This is a genomic window from Bifidobacterium sp. ESL1133, from assembly GCF_058107325.1.
The window spans coordinates 477,119-494,061 of the sequence record NZ_JBYLUI010000001.1 but is presented as its reverse complement, the minus strand read 5'-3'; the positions used below and the strand labels follow the sequence as shown (position 1 = coordinate 494,061).

Annotated in this window: 14 protein-coding genes; 10 read left to right on the top strand and 4 right to left on the bottom strand. The window is 56.8% G+C overall.

The features are described from left to right. Positions 1–16 precede the first annotated feature (16 nt). From AC3B5A_RS02035 to AC3B5A_RS02020, 4 genes are all read left to right on the top strand, one after another. Entirely contained in the window at positions 17–277 is a 261-nt protein-coding gene (locus AC3B5A_RS02035) for an HPr family phosphocarrier protein (protein WP_489760788.1), read from the top strand. Continuing rightward, complete coding sequence (ptsP, locus tag AC3B5A_RS02030) at positions 277–1,902, top strand: phosphoenolpyruvate--protein phosphotransferase (RefSeq protein WP_489798525.1); 1,626 nt, start codon at positions 277–279, stop codon at positions 1,900–1,902. The genes AC3B5A_RS02035 and ptsP overlap by 1 nt, the downstream gene beginning before the upstream one ends. 71 nt (positions 1,903–1,973) lie before the next feature. Then, positions 1,974–2,657, top strand: coding sequence for an isochorismatase family protein (locus AC3B5A_RS02025; RefSeq protein WP_489798391.1), 684 nt, complete (start codon positions 1,974–1,976; stop codon positions 2,655–2,657). A 176-nt stretch (positions 2,658–2,833) separates the two neighbouring features. Further along, a complete protein-coding gene (locus AC3B5A_RS02020; RefSeq protein WP_489760806.1) occupies positions 2,834–3,979 on the top strand; it encodes a LacI family DNA-binding transcriptional regulator in 1,146 nt (381 codons plus the stop codon). A gap of 16 nt (positions 3,980–3,995) precedes the next feature. Here the strand turns inward: AC3B5A_RS02020 and AC3B5A_RS02015 are convergent, their stop codons facing one another. The 4 genes from AC3B5A_RS02015 to AC3B5A_RS02000 form a co-directional block, all read right to left on the bottom strand. After that, positions 3,996–4,823, bottom strand: a complete 828-nt coding sequence (locus AC3B5A_RS02015; protein ID WP_489798390.1) for an alpha/beta hydrolase — start codon at positions 4,821–4,823, stop codon at positions 3,996–3,998. A 120-nt stretch (positions 4,824–4,943) separates the two neighbouring features. Further along, complete coding sequence (locus AC3B5A_RS02010; protein WP_489760807.1) at positions 4,944–5,768, bottom strand: carbohydrate ABC transporter permease; 825 nt, start codon at positions 5,766–5,768, stop codon at positions 4,944–4,946. Positions 5,769–5,773: 5 nt separating this feature from the next. Then, positions 5,774–6,625: a carbohydrate ABC transporter permease gene (locus AC3B5A_RS02005; protein WP_489760808.1), complete on the bottom strand. Its 852-nt coding sequence runs from the start codon at positions 6,623–6,625 to the stop codon at positions 5,774–5,776. Positions 6,626–6,769: 144 nt separating this feature from the next. Beyond that, entirely contained in the window at positions 6,770–8,098 is a 1,329-nt protein-coding gene (locus tag AC3B5A_RS02000) for an ABC transporter substrate-binding protein (RefSeq protein ID WP_489760791.1), read from the bottom strand. Between the two features lie 213 nt (positions 8,099–8,311). Here AC3B5A_RS02000 and gtfA point away from each other — a divergent pair, with 213 nt between their 5' ends. The 6 genes from gtfA to AC3B5A_RS01970 all read left to right on the top strand — a co-directional run bounded on the left by gtfA (position 8,312) and on the right by AC3B5A_RS01970 (position 16,751). After that, positions 8,312–9,823: a sucrose phosphorylase gene (gtfA, locus tag AC3B5A_RS01995; RefSeq protein ID WP_489798388.1), complete on the top strand. Its 1,512-nt coding sequence runs from the start codon at positions 8,312–8,314 to the stop codon at positions 9,821–9,823. Positions 9,824–9,874: 51 nt separating this feature from the next. Then, positions 9,875–11,650, top strand: coding sequence for a glycoside hydrolase family 13 protein (locus AC3B5A_RS01990; protein ID WP_489798386.1), 1,776 nt, complete (start codon positions 9,875–9,877; stop codon positions 11,648–11,650). A 116-nt stretch (positions 11,651–11,766) separates the two neighbouring features. Then, positions 11,767–12,810, top strand: a complete 1,044-nt coding sequence (locus tag AC3B5A_RS01985; RefSeq protein WP_489798384.1) for a LacI family DNA-binding transcriptional regulator — start codon at positions 11,767–11,769, stop codon at positions 12,808–12,810. A 285-nt stretch (positions 12,811–13,095) separates the two neighbouring features. Continuing rightward, positions 13,096–15,861: an ATP-dependent helicase gene (locus AC3B5A_RS01980; protein ID WP_489798524.1), complete on the top strand. Its 2,766-nt coding sequence runs from the start codon at positions 13,096–13,098 to the stop codon at positions 15,859–15,861. 15 nt (positions 15,862–15,876) lie between these two features. Continuing rightward, positions 15,877–16,314, top strand: a complete 438-nt coding sequence (locus AC3B5A_RS01975; protein ID WP_489798382.1) for a class I SAM-dependent methyltransferase — start codon at positions 15,877–15,879, stop codon at positions 16,312–16,314. Then, complete coding sequence (locus tag AC3B5A_RS01970) at positions 16,248–16,751, top strand: hypothetical protein (protein WP_489798381.1); 504 nt, start codon at positions 16,248–16,250, stop codon at positions 16,749–16,751. The genes AC3B5A_RS01975 and AC3B5A_RS01970 overlap by 67 nt, the downstream gene beginning before the upstream one ends. Positions 16,752–16,943: the final 192 nt, after the last annotated feature.

The window sequence follows — 16,943 nt, the reverse complement described above, 5'->3', positions numbered from 1 at the left end:
ACGATAGAGGAACAATATGGCACAATCATTTACTTTTACGGTTACCGATCCCGACGGCATCCACGCGCGCCCGGCCAGTGAGCTGGTGGCGAAATGCCAGACGTTCTCATCAACAGTGCATTTGGCTCTTGCCGGGCATGAGGCTGACGCCAAGAGCATCCTTGCGGTGATGGGACTTGGAGCCAGGAACGGTGACACCTTGAACGTAAGCGTTGACGGAGACGACGAGCAGGCTGCGGCAGCGCAATTGGAGACGTTCTTTAAGGAGAATCTGTGATGAGGAACATTCAAGGCACTGGAGTATCGGCAGGTGTCATTCTGGGGCGTATCTCAGTGTTCAGAGAAAAGAACGCCGTTGAACGTCACGACGTGCAGGACCGCGATGCTGAACTGGAACGTTTCCACGCAGCGCAAACCCGTGCTGAAGAACAGTTGGACGCACTGCGCATCAGCACAGCGGCATCCCTGAGCGAGAACGAGGCACAGCTGTTCGACGCGCACAAGCTGATATTGCAGGACCCGGAGTATGTCAGCTGCATCGAACAATCCATCAGCGGCGAGGGGGTTAATGCCGAGTACGCCGTCGAAACTGCCTCGAGGACGTTTGAAGACATGTTCAAGGCGATGGACAACGACTATATGCGTGCGCGCGCTGCAGATGTGCACGATGTCTCACAGCGCCTGATATCGGTGCTGACGGGGGAGTCGGGAGATAGTGGCGCTGTTGCCGGTGGCGATGAACCAGTCATCATTGTCGCCGACGATCTCACGCCGAGTCAGACGGCTCAGCTTGACCGTACTAAAATTCTCGCTCTGGTCACAGCCAAAGGGTCCAGCAACGCGCATACCGCAATTCTGGCCCGAACGATGGGATTGCCTGCGGTAATCGGCATAGGTAATGCATTCGATGTTCGCGATGATGGTCATGAGGCCATCGTGGACGGTACCGGCGGCACTGTGCTTATTGACCCGGACCAGGCAAGTCTTGAGCAATACCGCAAGCAGCGCAGCGACTGGGAGGAACACCAGCGCCTGCTGCAAGAGCTGAAGGGCAAACCCACCCAGAGCACCACAGGACAGAAGGTGAAATTGTATGCCAACATCGGGCGCCCCTCTGACGTGGACGATGTGCTTGCCAATGATGCGGAAGGTATCGGCCTGTTCCGCAGCGAGTTCCTCTACCTCGACAGCAGCGACTACCCTACGGAAGAGTTTCAGTTCGAAGCGTATCGCGAGGTGGCGCAACGCATGAACGGCAAACCGGTGGTGGTACGTACGCTTGACATCGGCGCCGATAAACAGGTTGACTATTTCAATCTCGATCATGAGGCCAACCCGGCGCTCGGCTACCGCGCGATTCGCATCTGCCTGACCCGACCCGACATATTCAAAGTGCAGCTGCGCGCCATTCTGCGTGCCTCGGCATTCGGCGACGTGTCCATCATGCTGCCCATGATCACCGCTGTGAGTGAAGTGCGCCAGGCCAAGGCGCTCATTGAGCAAGCCAAAAGCGAACTTATGGACGAGCATGTCGACTTCGACGAGCACATCGCTGTCGGCATTATGGTGGAAACGCCTGCTTCGGTGGTGATGGCGCCGGAATTGGCGCAAGAAGTCGATTTCTTCTCGATCGGTACCAATGATTTGACGCAGTATACGTTGGCATGCGATCGGCAGAATCCCAATCTAGGGCGTTTTGCCGACCCGCACTCGCCGGCTGTGCTTCGCATGATTGAAATGACCGCCAAGGCTGCACATGATGCCGGCATTTGGTGCGGCATCTGCGGAGAGCTGGGAGCTGATCGCGAACTGACCGCCACATTCCTGCAATACGGGATCGATGAGCTATCGGTCACGCCATCGAGTGTGTTGGCAGTGCGAGCAGCGGTGCGTGAACAGTAGTTGTCTTGATTGTCTTCTAGTGATGTAGGCGGCTAGAATTGAAACCATGTAAGTCGGTAGTACACAATTGCATGGGAGATATCATGGTAAACGGTTGCACAACGAACAACAACGAGACGCAGGACAAAGACGGTGAAACGGCGAGTGAGTCGCACAAGGCGCTCATCATCGTAGACGTGCAACCCACATTCTGTGAGGGCGGTGAGCTTGGCGTGGAGGGCGGCACTGCTGTAGCGGATCGCATCGCGAGCTATGTCAACGCCCATCGCGGCGAATACGCCTACATCGCCACCACGCAGGACTGGCACATCGAGCCTGGTTCCCACTTCTCCGACACTCCGGACTTTGTGGATTCCTGGCCCAAACACGGCTTGGCCGGCACTGCGAATGCGGCACTGATGCCGCAGATTAAAGCGCTGAACGTGGAGCATCACTTCAAAAAAGGACAGTATGCGCCTTCGTACACCGGTTTTGAAGGCATCGAAGACAATTCCGAGCGTGTGCAGACCCGCGAAGAGTTTGCACAGCTTCAAGCGCAAGGCAAGACGCTCGCTCAGGCATTGAGACAGGCCGGCATCACCCATGTGGATGTGGTGGGACTGGCTGAATCGCACTGCGTTAAAGACACAGCGATCGACGCGCGCAACCTGGGCTACGACGTCTCGGTAATCGAAGACCTGACAGCACCGGTGAGCGAGGAACAAGGTGTGGCTGCGCGTGAGGCAATGCGCAAAGCCGGTGTGCGACTCGTGTAATTAATTGTGTCGGGTGGTGGTTGTGCTGTCCTGACGGAACACTGTTGTCATCTGCGTGCGCGCCACACCAGCATTCACCCAAGACTGTGCAGGCGCTCGCAGCGAACCGGTTTATCAACTTGATAAAATGGTGCCATATGTATTGCCACTTACGCCGGTGAGAAGGAGGAATGCACTTGGTAGGAATGCGGGATGTCGCCAAAGCGGCCGGGGTTTCACTGAGCACAGTCTCCTTGGTGGTCAACAACACGGGATACATTTCAGACGCCATGCGTGAACGTGTTCAGCAGGCAATGGACGAGTTGGGTTACGTGCCCAATGAGTTGGCCAGGAACTTCTACCGCGACCGTACCAACATCATCGGCATCATCGTCCCGACCATCAACCACCCGTTCTTCGCCTCATTTACCGCTTCCCTCCAGAAGGAGCTTGCCGGTCTGGGCTTCAGCACGTTGCTGTGTTCGACGGTTGATGCCAAGGGCGGTGAGGCGCAATATGTGGACATGTTGCGCCGCCATATGATGGACGGCATCGTCATGGCGGCTCACACATCCCACGCAGCCGACTATTGGACTTCCATACAACGTCCCATTGTGGCATTCGACCGTTACCTGGGCGCTGGTATACCGTCGGTCAGATCGGATCACCCTCAAGGCGGCAGACTCATAGCACAGCAGCTCATACGAACGCATGCCAAGCACGTGGTCAGTGTAGGGGGTCCGGTCAACCAATTCCATGATTTGGAAGATGGCGGGACGAGTCAGAGCGATACTGATCAAGCCAACTGTAATGATCAAGGGAAGGAATCGAGTTTTCCGACGGTACGGTACCACATGATTTTGGAGCGTGAGCTTGCCGCTGCGAACATACGTTACGATTATGTGGATGCCGGCGAGGTGTATGACTGGAAGAATTATCCTGATGTCGCACGCATGATTTTCGAACGGTTCCCGGACGTTGACGCCATCGTCGGCTCTGACCTGATTGCCGCACACTGCGTGCGTGAGGCTGGACGGAGGCGGATGTCCATTCCCGGGCAAGTGCAGGTCATTGCCTACGACGGAACCTACTTGACGCAAGCCGCCGGGAAGGTTATGACAACTATCAGTCAGGATTGCCGGACCATCGCCCGGCATATCGGTTCGTTGATCGTCGAGCAGATTCATTCGTTGCCGCGAAGTCCGCGACGTGAGGTGCCGTCTGTGAAAGGTTCTGGACCTGTATCTTCCGGAAAGGTCTTGGACGACCCTTCGAACGTCGTCCAAGACCTTGATGTCGTTGTTCCGGTCTCTTTGGTGAGCGGCCAGACCACGAAGCGTTGACCGTGGCAGGAGCGGTTCAGGCGTTGTGCATGAACGTCCGTCGCATCCATGCGGCGAAGAGATCGGGCCATGTCTGGACGCAATCCTCCACACCTTTGACCCCTTGCCAGGCTGTTTCTTCGGTGCCGAGGGAAAGACCGTGAATGCCGTTGGAGAATATGTGGATTTCCATATTCACCCCGGCTTTTGAGTATGCGTCGGTGAGCATCAGGCTATTTTGTATGGGCAGAATCTCGTCGGTGTAGGTGCACCATAAAAACGTCGGGGGAGTCTTGCCGTCTATGTGCTTTTCGATGGAAACTTCGTCCAGCGTTGCTTCGTCGTGGCAACGGTCTCCAAGCAAATGCTCGAAACTGCCGCGGTGGCCGTATTGTCCGGAGCTGATGACCGGGTAGCCAAGCATCATCCCGTTGGGGCGGACCGCGTCGGGGTCATACCCGTGGGCTCGAATCACCTCGTCGCTTGCGGTCGTGGCAAGATTGCCGGCCAAGTGGCCTCCTGCGGAAAAGCCCATCACGACGATGGACTTCGGGTCGACATGCCATTCATCGGCATGCTCACGAATCATGCTCATTGCCGCCGCCGCTTGGATCAAAGACACAGGGTACTGCGAAGGCCAGGTCGCGTAGCGCAGGACGAACGCATGGAATCCGCGGCCTACCATGTTGAGCGCCACAGGTTCAGCTTCACGGTCGGAGGTCATTTCGTAGCCGCCTCCCGGAAGAATGAGCACCGCAGGGCGGACGCGATGCTCTACGATTTCTGGACTGTTGTCTATGACGTAGCCACTGAACCGTGCCGTCGAGCCGTCGATTCCTTCGATATCTTCGTTGATGTACTGCATAAAACTCCTTATATATACATGCTCTCGCTTGGGCATGACAGATACGGTTCCATTGCGGTTCAAGGCTCAATGTCGAACTCTCATGAAGCCATGAACCGCAATGGGTGGGGTATTGGCTGATCAGCCTTTGACGGAACCTGCAAGCATGGCTTTGATGAAGTAGCGTTGCAGGAAGAGGAACAGGATTACCGTTGGCGCCATGATCAGGATTGAACCGGCATTCAGGAGCACCACATCCGTTGAATACTGTCCTACGAAGGATTGCAGGGCTCCGGCCATGGTGCGTTTGTCGGGATCGTTGATCAACACAATCGGCAACAGGAACTGATTCCACGTGGAGAGGAAGGTCAGGATGCCCAGCGAGGAGAGCGATGGTATGGCCAAAGGCAGCTCAATCGAGCGGAAGATCCTCCAATGGCTGGCACCATCTATGCTCGCCGCTTCAATCAGGTCACGGGGCATCTGCTCGAAATTGGACCTCATCCATACGATGCCAAACGACATATTCAGGCCGATCATAGGCAAGATAACCGCCCAACGCGTGTTCAGCAGCCCCATGTCGTTGATTTCGTAGTACAACGGCGTCACCAGCACTTCAAAGGGGACGGTCAGTCCCACCATGAACAGGCCGTACAACAGCCCCTTGCAGGGAACTCTCAGCTGAGCCAGGGCATAGCCTCCCATCGCGGAAAACAGTACGACAGCAGGCACTACGCCAATCACTAAGATAAGACTGGACTTGAGCAGGGGAGTGATATTGGCCGCCGTCCACGCCGCCGCAAAATTCTCCCAGTGAGGGTGTGCGGTGAACTGGATGCCGGAGGGGAGCGTGCCTTGCGGCTGCAAAGCTGCCGAAAACATACTGATGAACGGTATGATCGAGAACAAAATCGTCAAAGCCAGCATAAGGCTGCCCATGACGCGTACGGTGCGTGATTGCTTCACTGTCCTCACTCATCCTTTCCTTTAATCAAGGCTTGCAGCGGCCCGACCACCAAGAGCACCAGTACCATGAGCACCGTCGCTAGAGCGGATGCCAGCCCTACCCGGCTTTGGGTGAATGCCAATCGGTACACCTGCACTCCGGGAACCATGGTCGAGGTACCTGGTCCGCCTTGCGTAGACATGAACACCACATCGAAGCTGGCCAAAGCGGCAACGATGGTCATGGTCAGGCATACGCTCAACTGTCCGCGCAGTCCGGGAAGCGTGACTGAGAACAGTTGCTTCCACCAGCCGGCTCCATCCAGTGCGGCCGCCTCATATAATTCCTGGTCGATGGCACCCATACCCGAAAGCAGCAGGATGATGCAGAATCCAAGTTGCAGCCAGAAACCGATGAGGCCAACTGATGCCAGTGCTGTCTTCTGTTCGCCGAGCCACACATGCGACAGGCTGCCCAGGCCGGCGAACTTCAGCAACTGGTTGACTGTGCCGTTGTCGGCAAGCATCCAGCTCCATGCCACCGCGGCAGCGGCACCGGGAATGATTCTGGGCAGGAACAGGCAGACTTGCGCGAAACTCCGCATTTTCTGAGATTTCATATCCTTGATCAATGCGGCAATCATCAAACCGATGAGAATGGGCATGAACGAGAAAAAGATGATCAGGAAGAACGAATGGCCGATACTGCCCAACAACTGTGGGTCGGTAAAGACTTTGATGTAATTGTTCAGCCCCACCCACTTGCTTTGGTCGATGCCGTTCCAGTCGTACATCGAGTACCATGCCGCCTCCACAATCGGCACAATGACGAAGACGAGATAAAACACCAAGCCGGGAGCCAAGAACAGCAACCCCATAAGCGAGGAGTTTCCCTTCGTTCTCGCACGTCGTGTAAAGAGGGGTTTGCGGATGTTGGCAGGTCCTGACTGCGGCTGCGCGCTGGGCGCACCGCCACGCCCGTTGCCGAGCGTGGCGCTACTGTGACTTCCGGCTCTCATCCGTCAGTCCCTTCCCAATTCCGATTCATACTCGTTCTGCACGGCCTTGGTGAAATCCGCTGGTTTCATGGTGCCGTCCAGTAGCTGCTGGGCATTGGGTTCCAAACCGCTTTGCTGCATGCCGGCAGTGGCGTCCGAAATGAAGTTCGTGGTCTCACCGTTCTTGAGAATGCCGTCATATGCCGTGAACAGATCGGATTTGATGCCGCCTTGTACGCTTGGCAGGTCGCCGGTGCCGGAAGGTACATAGCTGCTCTTTGCCGTGACTTCGCGTCCCTCTTTGGAGACGACGAAGTTCAGGAACGCAGCCGCGGCGTTCTTGTTCTTGGCTTTTGCGGGAATGCCTAGTGTGGTGGCGTTCAAAGCGCCCACCACGGGTGAGGTTTCTGTCTCTCCGGGGAAGGCGAAGAAGCCTGTGTGGTCATCCGCGGTCTTGGCCAAGTCCGAAACCGACCAGCCGCCTTGGAAGAAGAAGAGTCCTTCGCCATTTGCGAAGCGGCCCAAAGCCGTTGTGCCGTCGATGGCGTTGACTCCATTGGGCAAGTACCCCTTGCCGGGCCATGCCTGCAGTTCTTCGGCGGTTTTGCGAGCATGTTCGGTGTCGAATGTGGCGCCGTCGCGCTGCAGCACCCATTGCTCCAATTCGTCTTTGCCGTATCGGCTCATCATCAGACTTTGGAAGATAAACGAGGTTCCTCCGTCTTTGCCGTTCACCATGACCGGCAGAATGCCGGCGTCTTTGGCCTTATCCATGTCTGAGTAGAACTCGTCTATGGTTTTGGGGGCCTGGGTCATGCCGATTTTGGCACCAAGCTCTTTGTTCCAGTACACGCCGGTGAAGGAAAGTCCTACAGGCATGCTGTACAGGTCGCCTTTGGCGAGTTCGCCGTTCTTGTTCGCGCTGTAGAAGCGAGTCTGGAAGTCGGGAAGTTTCCACCCGTACGCCTTGGAGTAGGGGGTCAGGTCGGTAACGTGCCCACCTTTGACCGCCGAGGCCACGTCGGTGATTCGCGCGATGTCCGGCACATCGGAGGAGGAAATGATTTTCGGTCCGTTGGTGCGCGTCATATTGTCGGGGTCATAGGTGGCTTTGATTTTGATGTTCGGATATTTCTTTTGGAACGCGGCAATCAGTGAGTCGTCCAGGACTTTCAACCCCGATCCGTCCCAAAGGCGCAACTCATAATCACCTTTGCTGACGTCGGTGCTGACTTGCTCGTTGTTTTCGCTCGCATCGTTTGACGATCCGGGGCCGCAAGCGGCCATGGAGAGCAAAGCCGTCAGGGAGACAACCCCTGCCAGACCTCGTTTGAAGTATGTTGCGAATGACATGGTATTTCCTTTCTCGCGCTTAGAGAGCTGAAACTGATATCAACTTCGATAATCCAATTTAGCTAAGCGCTTAGTACCTAGTCTAAGACATGTCGAACCGGTTTGTCAATTTGCGGATGCCGAGAGCGTGAGTTATTATCAAACCGGTTCGATTTACGCGTCTTTCGACGACGACCCGCGTAACGGCCATTGACACCGCCAAAGGAGAGCGTCATGAACAACCAAGTACAACTTATTGCCTATGCTGACCGATTTGGCGATGGCACGCTGCAATCACTGACCGATATTCTTCGCACTCGATTCTCAGGTGTCTACACCGGCGTGCACATTTTGCCGTTCTTCACGCCCTTCGATGGTGCGGACGCTGGATTTGACCCTATCGACCATACGAGCGTCGATCCTCGCTTGGGCTCGTGGGAAGACGTCACTGAACTGAGCCGCAGCCATAGCGTCATGGTCGATGCCATTGTTAACCATATGTCCTGCCAATCGGCGCAGTTCAAAGATGTCCAAGCTCATGGCGAGCAGAGCCCGCACTATGAACTGTTCCTCACCATGTCGAGCGTATTTCCCGACGGTGCCACCGAAGCCGACCTGACCGGTATCTATCGTCCGCGCCCAGGTCTGCCGTTCACTCCCTACTCGTGGAATGGCACAACACGCTTGGTGTGGACCACCTTCACCCCACAGCAGGTTGATATCAATACCGATTCGGATGAAGGATGGAACTATATTCTCTCCATTTTGGACCGTCTTGCCCAGAGCCACGTTTCATCCGTGCGCCTCGACGCGGTCGGGTATGGAGCCAAGCAGGCGCACACCAGCAGCTTCATGACACCTAAGACATTCGCACTCATCGAACGCATCAAGAAGGCTGCGCAGCAGCGTGGTCTTGAGACCCTCATTGAGGTGCATTCGTATTATGCCAAGCAGATCAGCATTGCCTCAAAAGTGGATCGTGTGTACGATTTTGCGCTGCCTCCGCTGCTCCTGCACAGTGTGTTTACCGGGGATATCGACGCTCTTGCGCATTGGGTCGACGTGCGTCCGCGGAACGCGGTCACTGTTCTCGACACGCATGATGGCATCGGTGTCATTGATATTGGCTCAGATCAAGACGATCGTTCGCTCAAAGGTCTCATCGATGACATTGAAGTGGACCGCATCGTGGAGACCATTCATGCCAACACCAACGGTGAATCACGGGCGGCGACAGGGGAGGCCTCAAGCAATCTCGACCTGTACCAGGTTAATTCCACGTACTATTCGGCTTTGGGCTGCAACGATCAGCACTATCTTGCCGCTCGTGCCGTCCAGTTCTTCCTCCCCGGAGTGCCGCAGGTCTACTACGTGGGAGCACTGGCCGGAGGCAATGACATGGATCTTCTCAAGCGCACGAACAATGGACGTGATATCAACCGTCATTACTATTCCTTCAAAGAGATCGATGAGAATCTTGCCAGACCTGTGGTACGTGCGCTCAACGCGTTGTGCACGTTGCGTAACAGTCTTCCCGCATTCGACGGTGAGTTTTCCTCCCATACTGAAAACCGCACCATAATATTCGATTGGCAGAGCAAGACCAGCCATACCGCTTTGCGTTTCACACCGAGTCTCAGCACAGATGCTCACGACGAGACGCCCATTGCCTCGCTGTCTTGGAACGACGAACGTGGGGAACATGTTGTCGACGATTTGATGGAACTGCCCAAATATGTCGAGTGAGAATTTTACGAGGCGACAAGCAACAGTACCGACGAAATGCAATGAGGAATGATGACAGACAACAATATGTCCGCAGATTGGTGGAAACAAGCGGTCGTTTACCAAGTGTATCCCAGAAGTTTCAAAGATACCGACGGCAACGGGCTCGGTGATATCGGTGGCATCACCGAGAAGATGGGATATCTGCAGGACCTGGGTGTAGACGCGCTATGGCTTTCGCCATTCTATCCGTCCGAATTGGCCGATGGCGGTTATGACGTGATCGATTACCGCAATGTGGCACCCGAGCTCGGAACCATGGGCGAGTTCGATGCGATGGTGGCCGCAGCGCATGGGCGGGGCATCAAAATCATCGTCGATATCGTTGCCAACCACAGCTCAAATCAGCATGCCTGGTTCCAGGAAGCTCTGCGTGAGGGTCGAGGATCTCGTGCCCGAGAGCGCTACATCTTCAGAGAAGGGCGAGGCGAACACGGAGAGATTGCCCCCAACGATTGGATCTGTGGTTTTGGCGGGTCGGCGTGGACGCGTGTGGAAGACGGGCAGTGGTATCTGCACATGTTTGCCAAAGAGCAGCCTGACTTCAACTGGCATAATGAAGAGGTTCACGAGGACTTCAAAACCACCCTGCGTTTCTGGTCGGACCATGGTGTGGACGGATTCAGAGTCGATGCCGCCAATGCGCTGTCCAAAGATCTCGATTCCCGACCTCTCGATGAATTCCCCGTCGACAGCATCCAACACGGCGCCTCGCCCGATGGCAGCAACCCGGTGTGGGATCGTTTGGCAGTGCATGACATCTACCGTGAATGGCGAGAGGTGTTCAACGAATATGATCCGCCACGTTTCGCTGTAGCGGAGGCGTCGGCACCTCCCGAACAGCAGAAACTCTACGCATCCGCAAATGAACTCGGGCAGGTTTTCAACTTTGCCTTCACCGATGCCAATTGGGATGCTCACGAGATGCGCGCCGCCATACATGCTGGTCTCGAAGCCGCGCAATCCTCAGGCTCTACGACCACATGGACTCTTGGCAACCATGATCGGATTCGTCAAGCCAGCAGATTCGCACTGCCCCAAGTGCCGTCGCTCACCATGAACCAATTCGCCAAAGACTGGCTGCTGCGTGACGGATCATGCTACCGGGAAGACCGTGACCTAGGTCAGAGGCGTGCCCGTGCCGCCATCATGCTCGAACTGGCTCTGCCGGGTTCCACCTACTTGTATCAAGGTGAGGAGCTGGGATTGTTTGAAGTGGCCGATATTCCTTGGACAAGACTCGAAGATCCCACAGCATTCGGCACCGCCGACGCGCTCAAGGAGAAAGGGCGCGACGGATGCAGGGTGCCTCTCCCGTGGAACAGCAAGGATTGCCCGGAACCGGCCTCATGGAATCCGGACTTCGGGTCCGGCGCCAGTTTTGGTTTTTCGCCGGCCATGCGTGCAGACGGGAAGCCCAGCGCCGATCCGCATCTGCCGCAGCCGCTCTGGTTCAAAGACTATTGCGTGGACCGTGAACGGGTGAATGCAGATTCCATGCTCAACCTCTATCGAGACGTGCTGCGTGTACGTAAGGAAATGCTGAGTCGGACGGTAAGCGACGATCTGCAGTGGCTTGATGGATACGACGAGTCAGTCATAGCGTTCACCCGTGTGTGTGCAACGTCGCAGAGAGAACAAGCATATCAAGGAAAACGCATGGCATGCATTACCAATTTTAAACGCACGCCGATCGACTTGCCAGGCGGCACCATAATGCTGTCATCAAGTCCGATCGACGATGCACGTCTGCCTTCGGATACCACGGCATGGGTGGTCTTGGAGTAGGAGCGTAGCGTTCTTTAGCCCTTACCTGTACAGTTGATTTATGCTGGCCAGTGAAGCGCGAAGGTAATGATTCGGGAACGTATTTGGAGCACCCTGCGCCGGGGAAGGGACTACAGATGCATAATGCTACGATCGCCGATGTGGCCAAAGCCGCCGGCGTCTCTACATTCACCGTATCGCGCGCATTGCGAGGTAAGGAACATGTAGCCTCAAAGACCAGAGAAAAAGTCATTGCCGCAGCTCAGGAACTCAACTATGTGCCTTCAACCTCGGCTTCATCGCTGGCGAGCGGGAAGACCAAACGTATAGCACTGCTATCGCGAGACAGTCTTTCCGGTTGGTTCATCGGTGAACTGCTCGATGGCTTATATGACGTGCTCCGCCCCGAAGACTACGACATCACCGTATACCGGGCCGGCAATGAACAGGAACGTTCGGCATTCTTCGACCGGCTGCCGACCAATAAGAACGCCGATGCCCTCATCGTCACCGGATTTTCAACAACGCGCCAGGAAAGCGAAGTCCTCGCCAAGATGGAGGTTCCCATACTGTGCGTCAACTCACCCAATTTTGAGTCGGCTCAAGGGCTGATCGCCATTGATGATGAAAAGGCTGAAGCGGAGGTCGTACGGTATCTCGCTTCCATCGGGCACCGACGCTTCGCTTACGTCGGCAGAACCGACCCGTTGACCGGATCCCAATGGGGTTATGACCTGCGATCCCATGGGTATCAAGATGCCATCGCCGAACTGGGGCTGACCAATTGCGGCAAGTTTTTCGTCGACTCAAGTGTGGAAGATTCCGCACGAAAGACAGTATCGTCGATATTGTCCTTGCCGGAACCGCCAACTGCCATCTGCGTATGGTCGGACTATTACGCGCTGCGCATCCTGCATGAACTCAGGCTGGCCGGGGTGCGAGTGCCGCAGGACATATCCGTCTTCGGTTTCGACGGGTCCGATGTTGCCAGCGATATTGGACTGAGCACCGTATCGCAGCCTGCTCGCGACATGGGACGGTTGGCAGCCAGCATGGCATTGAAGCTGATCAACCAACAGCCATTGTCGGATGCTCAAATCATCATCCCCGTTACCATGCGTGCCGGCGAGACGAGCGCGCCGGGAAGGAATGACGCGGCGCTGCCTGATTCGCTCTCGTGAACCGCCTGTCGTTGACCCGTCAATGTGGTAGATATGGGAGAAGTTGCGCTCGCGATTGTGTGGGTGTTGTCAGTGTGGTCGAGATAGCGAGAAAAGGGGACAGTCGTGGAGCAAGGGTCAGGCTGGGGACAGGAGCCGATGTGGGGCCAACAGTCGGACGGCGTGCAGGAGCCGGGGTGGGAGCCTGGCGCGGAACCGGTGGATTTGGGTATGGAAAGCGAACCAGAACCCGATCCGGAAGGCATGCGGCCCACCGCGTGGGAGCAGGAAGAGCTGAACCGGCAAATGGCGGCGGAACAAGCCGCCCAGCCAGCATTCACAAAGCCGCAGGCACGCTATGAGGAGCCGGAAGTCATTGCCCGAACTGCAGAAGAGCTGGTCGGCGGCCTCAATCCGCAGCAGTCCGAAGCGGTGCAGTCCACTGCGCCGGCCCTACTTATCGGAGCAGGCGCCGGATCAGGTAAAACCCGCGTGTTGACACGGCGCGTGGCTTGGATTCTGAGCCAGTTCGGCGCGTGGCCCAGCCAGGTTCTTGCAATCACGTTCACCAACAAGGCCGCCGCCGAGATGCGGGAACGCCTCGGCACACTCATCGGCCCGGTGGCAGGGCGCATGTGGATTTCCACCTTCCACTCCGCCTGTGTGCGTATTCTGCGCCGCGACGGCAAGGAAATCGGTCTCAAGTCAGGCTTTTCCATCTACGATACGGCCGATTGCCAGCGTCTCATCAAACTCATCTGCGCCGACCTCAACATTGATGTCAAGCGATATACCCCCAAGTCGATTCTCGCCAAGATCTCTGACTACAAGAATGGCCTGACCAGTTGGCAAAGCCTCCTACAGCAGTATGCTCCCGGCTATAAGCCTGGGCAGCGTGGCTACCAGCTGGGGCGATATGACAACGTGGAGGAACTGTACGCCGTCGTCTTCGCCGAGTATGAATACCGCTTGGCCGCCGCCAACGCAGTGGACTTCGACGACCTCATCGTGCGTACTGTTGAGCTGCTGCGTGACCGGCCGCAAGTGGCTGAGTATTATCATCACAAGTTCCGCTACATTCTGGTGGACGAGTATCAGGACACCAACCACGCCCAATATGTGCTTATCCGAGAGCTTGCAGGTGTAGACGCGGGGGAGCAGCCCAGCCCCACAGCGCGCTTTGCAGGCAAAACAGGCCCGGCATGGGTGACGGTGGTGGGGGACTCCGACCAGTCCATCTATGCGTTCCGCGGTGCTGATATCAGCAACATCCAGGATTTCGAAAAGGATTTCCCTGGAGCCAAAACCATCATGCTTGAGCAGAACTACCGCTCCACACAAACCATCCTTGATGCGGCCAACGCTGTGATCGCCAAAAACGAGGGGCGTAAGCCCAAGAAGCTCTGGACGGCACTTGGCAAAGGTGAACCGATCGTGGGGTATGCTGCCGACAATGCCCAGCAGGAGGCCGGCTGGATCGCCAACGAAATCGCCAACCTGCGTGCTGAGCATGACATTGCATACAGCGACATGGCCATTATGTACCGCGCCAACGCCCAGTCGAGAGCGTTGGAGGAGGCTCTCATCAATGCCGGCATACCGTACCAGCTGGTAGGCGGGACCAAGTTCTATGAGCGGCGCGAAGTCAAGGATGCCATGGCCTATCTGCAAGCCATCACCAACCCTGCGGACAGTGTGAACATGCGTCGTATCCTCAATGTGCCCAAGCGCGGCTTGGGTGCCCGGGCCGAGGCGATTGTGGCTCAATATGCCGACGAACACAACGTGCCGTTCTGGGAAGGCATCGCTCACTTGGAGGACATTCCTGACCTGCCCACCCGCACGCGCACCATGCTCACCAAGTTCCGTGATACCATGACCGGTCTCACGCAGTTCGCGCAAGACCATGATGCGCAGCCCTCCCAAGTAGTGGCCGAGGTGCTGAATGAATCGGGACTGCTGGAGGAACTGCGCCGTTCCAACGATCCACAGGATGAGTCGCGAGTGGAGAACCTCTCACAGTTGCAGTCCGTGGCCGCCGAGTTCGAGCAGAAAACCCCGGATGCCACACTCGCCGCCTTCTTGGAAACCACGGCTCTCGTGGCGGATTCCGACCAACTGCCGAGCGATGGTGAAGACAGCGGCAAGGTCACGCTGATGACGCTGCACACCGCCAAAGGCTTGGAATACCCGGTGGTGTTCCTCACCGGTATGGAACAGGGCACGTTCCCGCATTCGCGTTCGTTGGAGGATGAGAAGGAGCTGTCCGAGGAGCGTCGGCTGGCTTACGTGGGCATCACCCGAGCCAAGCAGCGGCTCTACGTCACGCGCGCCGCAGTACGTGCCCAATGGGGGCAGGCTGCTGAAATGCTGCCCAGCCAGTTCCTTGACGAGATCCCAGACAACTTGCTTGAGTGGAAGCGCCGCGAAGCCGGCGTGGAACGCATGCGTTCGGGCTGGGGCGGGTCAGGCGGTGATGAGTTCGGTGACGATGAGTTCGGCGGCTGGGATGATGAGGACGGGTTCTCTTCCGGCAGCACGTTCGGAGGTTCAGGCTCGTCTTATGGGTCTCGATCTTCCTACGGATCTCGCTCAGCTTATGGCTCAGGGCGTGGCAGCTCATCCGGCTCTTCCGGCGCATATGGCTCCAGATCCAGCTATGGCTCGCGTTCAGGCTCCGGCTCGGGGTACGGCGGTTCGTATGGCTCGGGCAAATCCTATAGCGGTTCGTCGTACGGGTCTGGGCGCTCCAGTTCGACCTCCGGCTCCCGGTCCGGGTCCGGCTATGGTTCGCGTTCTGGGTCGTCATCCGGCACCCGTGGCGGCAAGGTCTCCACTCGTCGTGTCAAACCCACGGCGGCGAAAGCGGTTCCGGCGTCCAGCCTGAGCAAAGACAACAACCTGTCCATAGCGGACTTCGCTGTCGGCGACAAGGTGACACACGACCAGTTCGGCTTGGGCAAGGTGATCGACACGCAAGACAAAGGCCGCAACTCCATCATCACAGTCGACTTTGGATCCGGTGGCGTCAAACGCCTCATGTTGCGAGTCGCTCCGATTGAAAAGCTGTAACGAGAGGGCTTAGGTATGGGCGACGTAACTGCTGATGTACTCGACAATCAGAAGAACTGGAACGACAGAGCCGATGTACACGCCGCGGGAGGATACGGCGATTTGGAGGCTTTCGCAGCCGATGAATCTGCCATCACCAGTGTGGTCAGTCGCGATATGGAAGTGCTTGCGCCGCATGTGCCGAACGGGTCTGTCCACGGCTTGAGTCTGCTCCACCTGCAATGCCATATCGGTACCGACACGCTCAGCTGGGCTAGGCTCGGGGCGCTCGACGTGCATGGTTTGGATTTTTCCGAACAGTCATTGGAACACGCAAGAAGCCTGGCGGCGCGAGCCGGTCGCGACATCACCTATGTACTGGGGATGCTCGTCAATCCGCAGCGGTTATGCCCGGCAAATGTTTCGATGTCATCGTCACGAGCGTTGGCACGGTCACGTGGCTGCCGGATTTAGAGGACTGGGCACATTCCATCGCCATGCTGCTCAAGCCGGGCGGTGTGTTCATGATTCGTGACACGCATCCGCTACTGTTTGCACTTGACGATTCCGGTCTGGCTATCGGCACCGACTATTGCTCAGGCACTGAGGATTCGTGGGAGAGCAACGAGACATACATCATGTCTTCTGATGGCTCCTACAAGACACGTGAGGCATCGGCGCACATTATGCACACCCGCAACCATAACTGGGCGCATGACTTCTCTGAAATGACGCGCGTGCTGCTGGACGCAGGTCTCGAGATTCGCGCCCTTGGCGAACATGAGGAGAGCGACTGGAAATCCACACCGTTGCTCGAATACAGCAAAGAGCGCGACTCGTGGCATATGCCGGCTGGTGCTCCGCGCATTCCGCTCATGTTTTCCATAGTGGCACGCAAGCCCGAACGCTGATGTAATGCGGGAAGCGGCATAGTCCGCTCGCAATGCTCGAATTGTACCCATTCGATATGCTACCGCGGTAGTTGCGCAGGCGGGCGACTATGGACGGATTGGCCGGTACTACTGTGCGGAGGGATGTTGGGCCGGCAAACGGGAGAACCTGGACGGGCACGCCACTATCCTAACGTGCGTGTAGCATGAAAG

Bases quoted from the DNA above. Each gene is read 5' to 3' on its own strand.
- AC3B5A_RS02005 (WP_489760808.1), bottom strand. From the start codon at position 6,625: ATGGGGTTGCTGTTCTTGGCTCCCGGCTTGGTGTTTTATCTCGTCTTC.
- AC3B5A_RS01985 (WP_489798384.1), top strand. From the start codon at position 11,767: ATGCATAATGCTACGATCGCCGATGTGGCCAAAGCCGCCGGCGTCTCT.
- AC3B5A_RS02015 (WP_489798390.1), bottom strand. From the start codon at position 4,823: ATGCAGTACATCAACGAAGATATCGAAGGAATCGACGGCTCGACGGCA.
- ptsP (WP_489798525.1), top strand. From the start codon at position 277: ATGAGGAACATTCAAGGCACTGGAGTATCGGCAGGTGTCATTCTGGGG.
- AC3B5A_RS02025 (WP_489798391.1), top strand. From the start codon at position 1,974: ATGGGAGATATCATGGTAAACGGTTGCACAACGAACAACAACGAGACG.
- gtfA (WP_489798388.1), top strand. From the start codon at position 8,312: ATGAACAACCAAGTACAACTTATTGCCTATGCTGACCGATTTGGCGAT.
- AC3B5A_RS02000 (WP_489760791.1), bottom strand. From the start codon at position 8,098: ATGTCATTCGCAACATACTTCAAACGAGGTCTGGCAGGGGTTGTCTCC.
- AC3B5A_RS01980 (WP_489798524.1), top strand. From the start codon at position 13,096: ATGGCGGCGGAACAAGCCGCCCAGCCAGCATTCACAAAGCCGCAGGCA.
- AC3B5A_RS01975 (WP_489798382.1), top strand. From the start codon at position 15,877: ATGGGCGACGTAACTGCTGATGTACTCGACAATCAGAAGAACTGGAAC.
- AC3B5A_RS01970 (WP_489798381.1), top strand. From the start codon at position 16,248: ATGCCCGGCAAATGTTTCGATGTCATCGTCACGAGCGTTGGCACGGTC.
- AC3B5A_RS02035 (WP_489760788.1), top strand. From the start codon at position 17: ATGGCACAATCATTTACTTTTACGGTTACCGATCCCGACGGCATCCAC.
- AC3B5A_RS01990 (WP_489798386.1), top strand. From the start codon at position 9,875: ATGACAGACAACAATATGTCCGCAGATTGGTGGAAACAAGCGGTCGTT.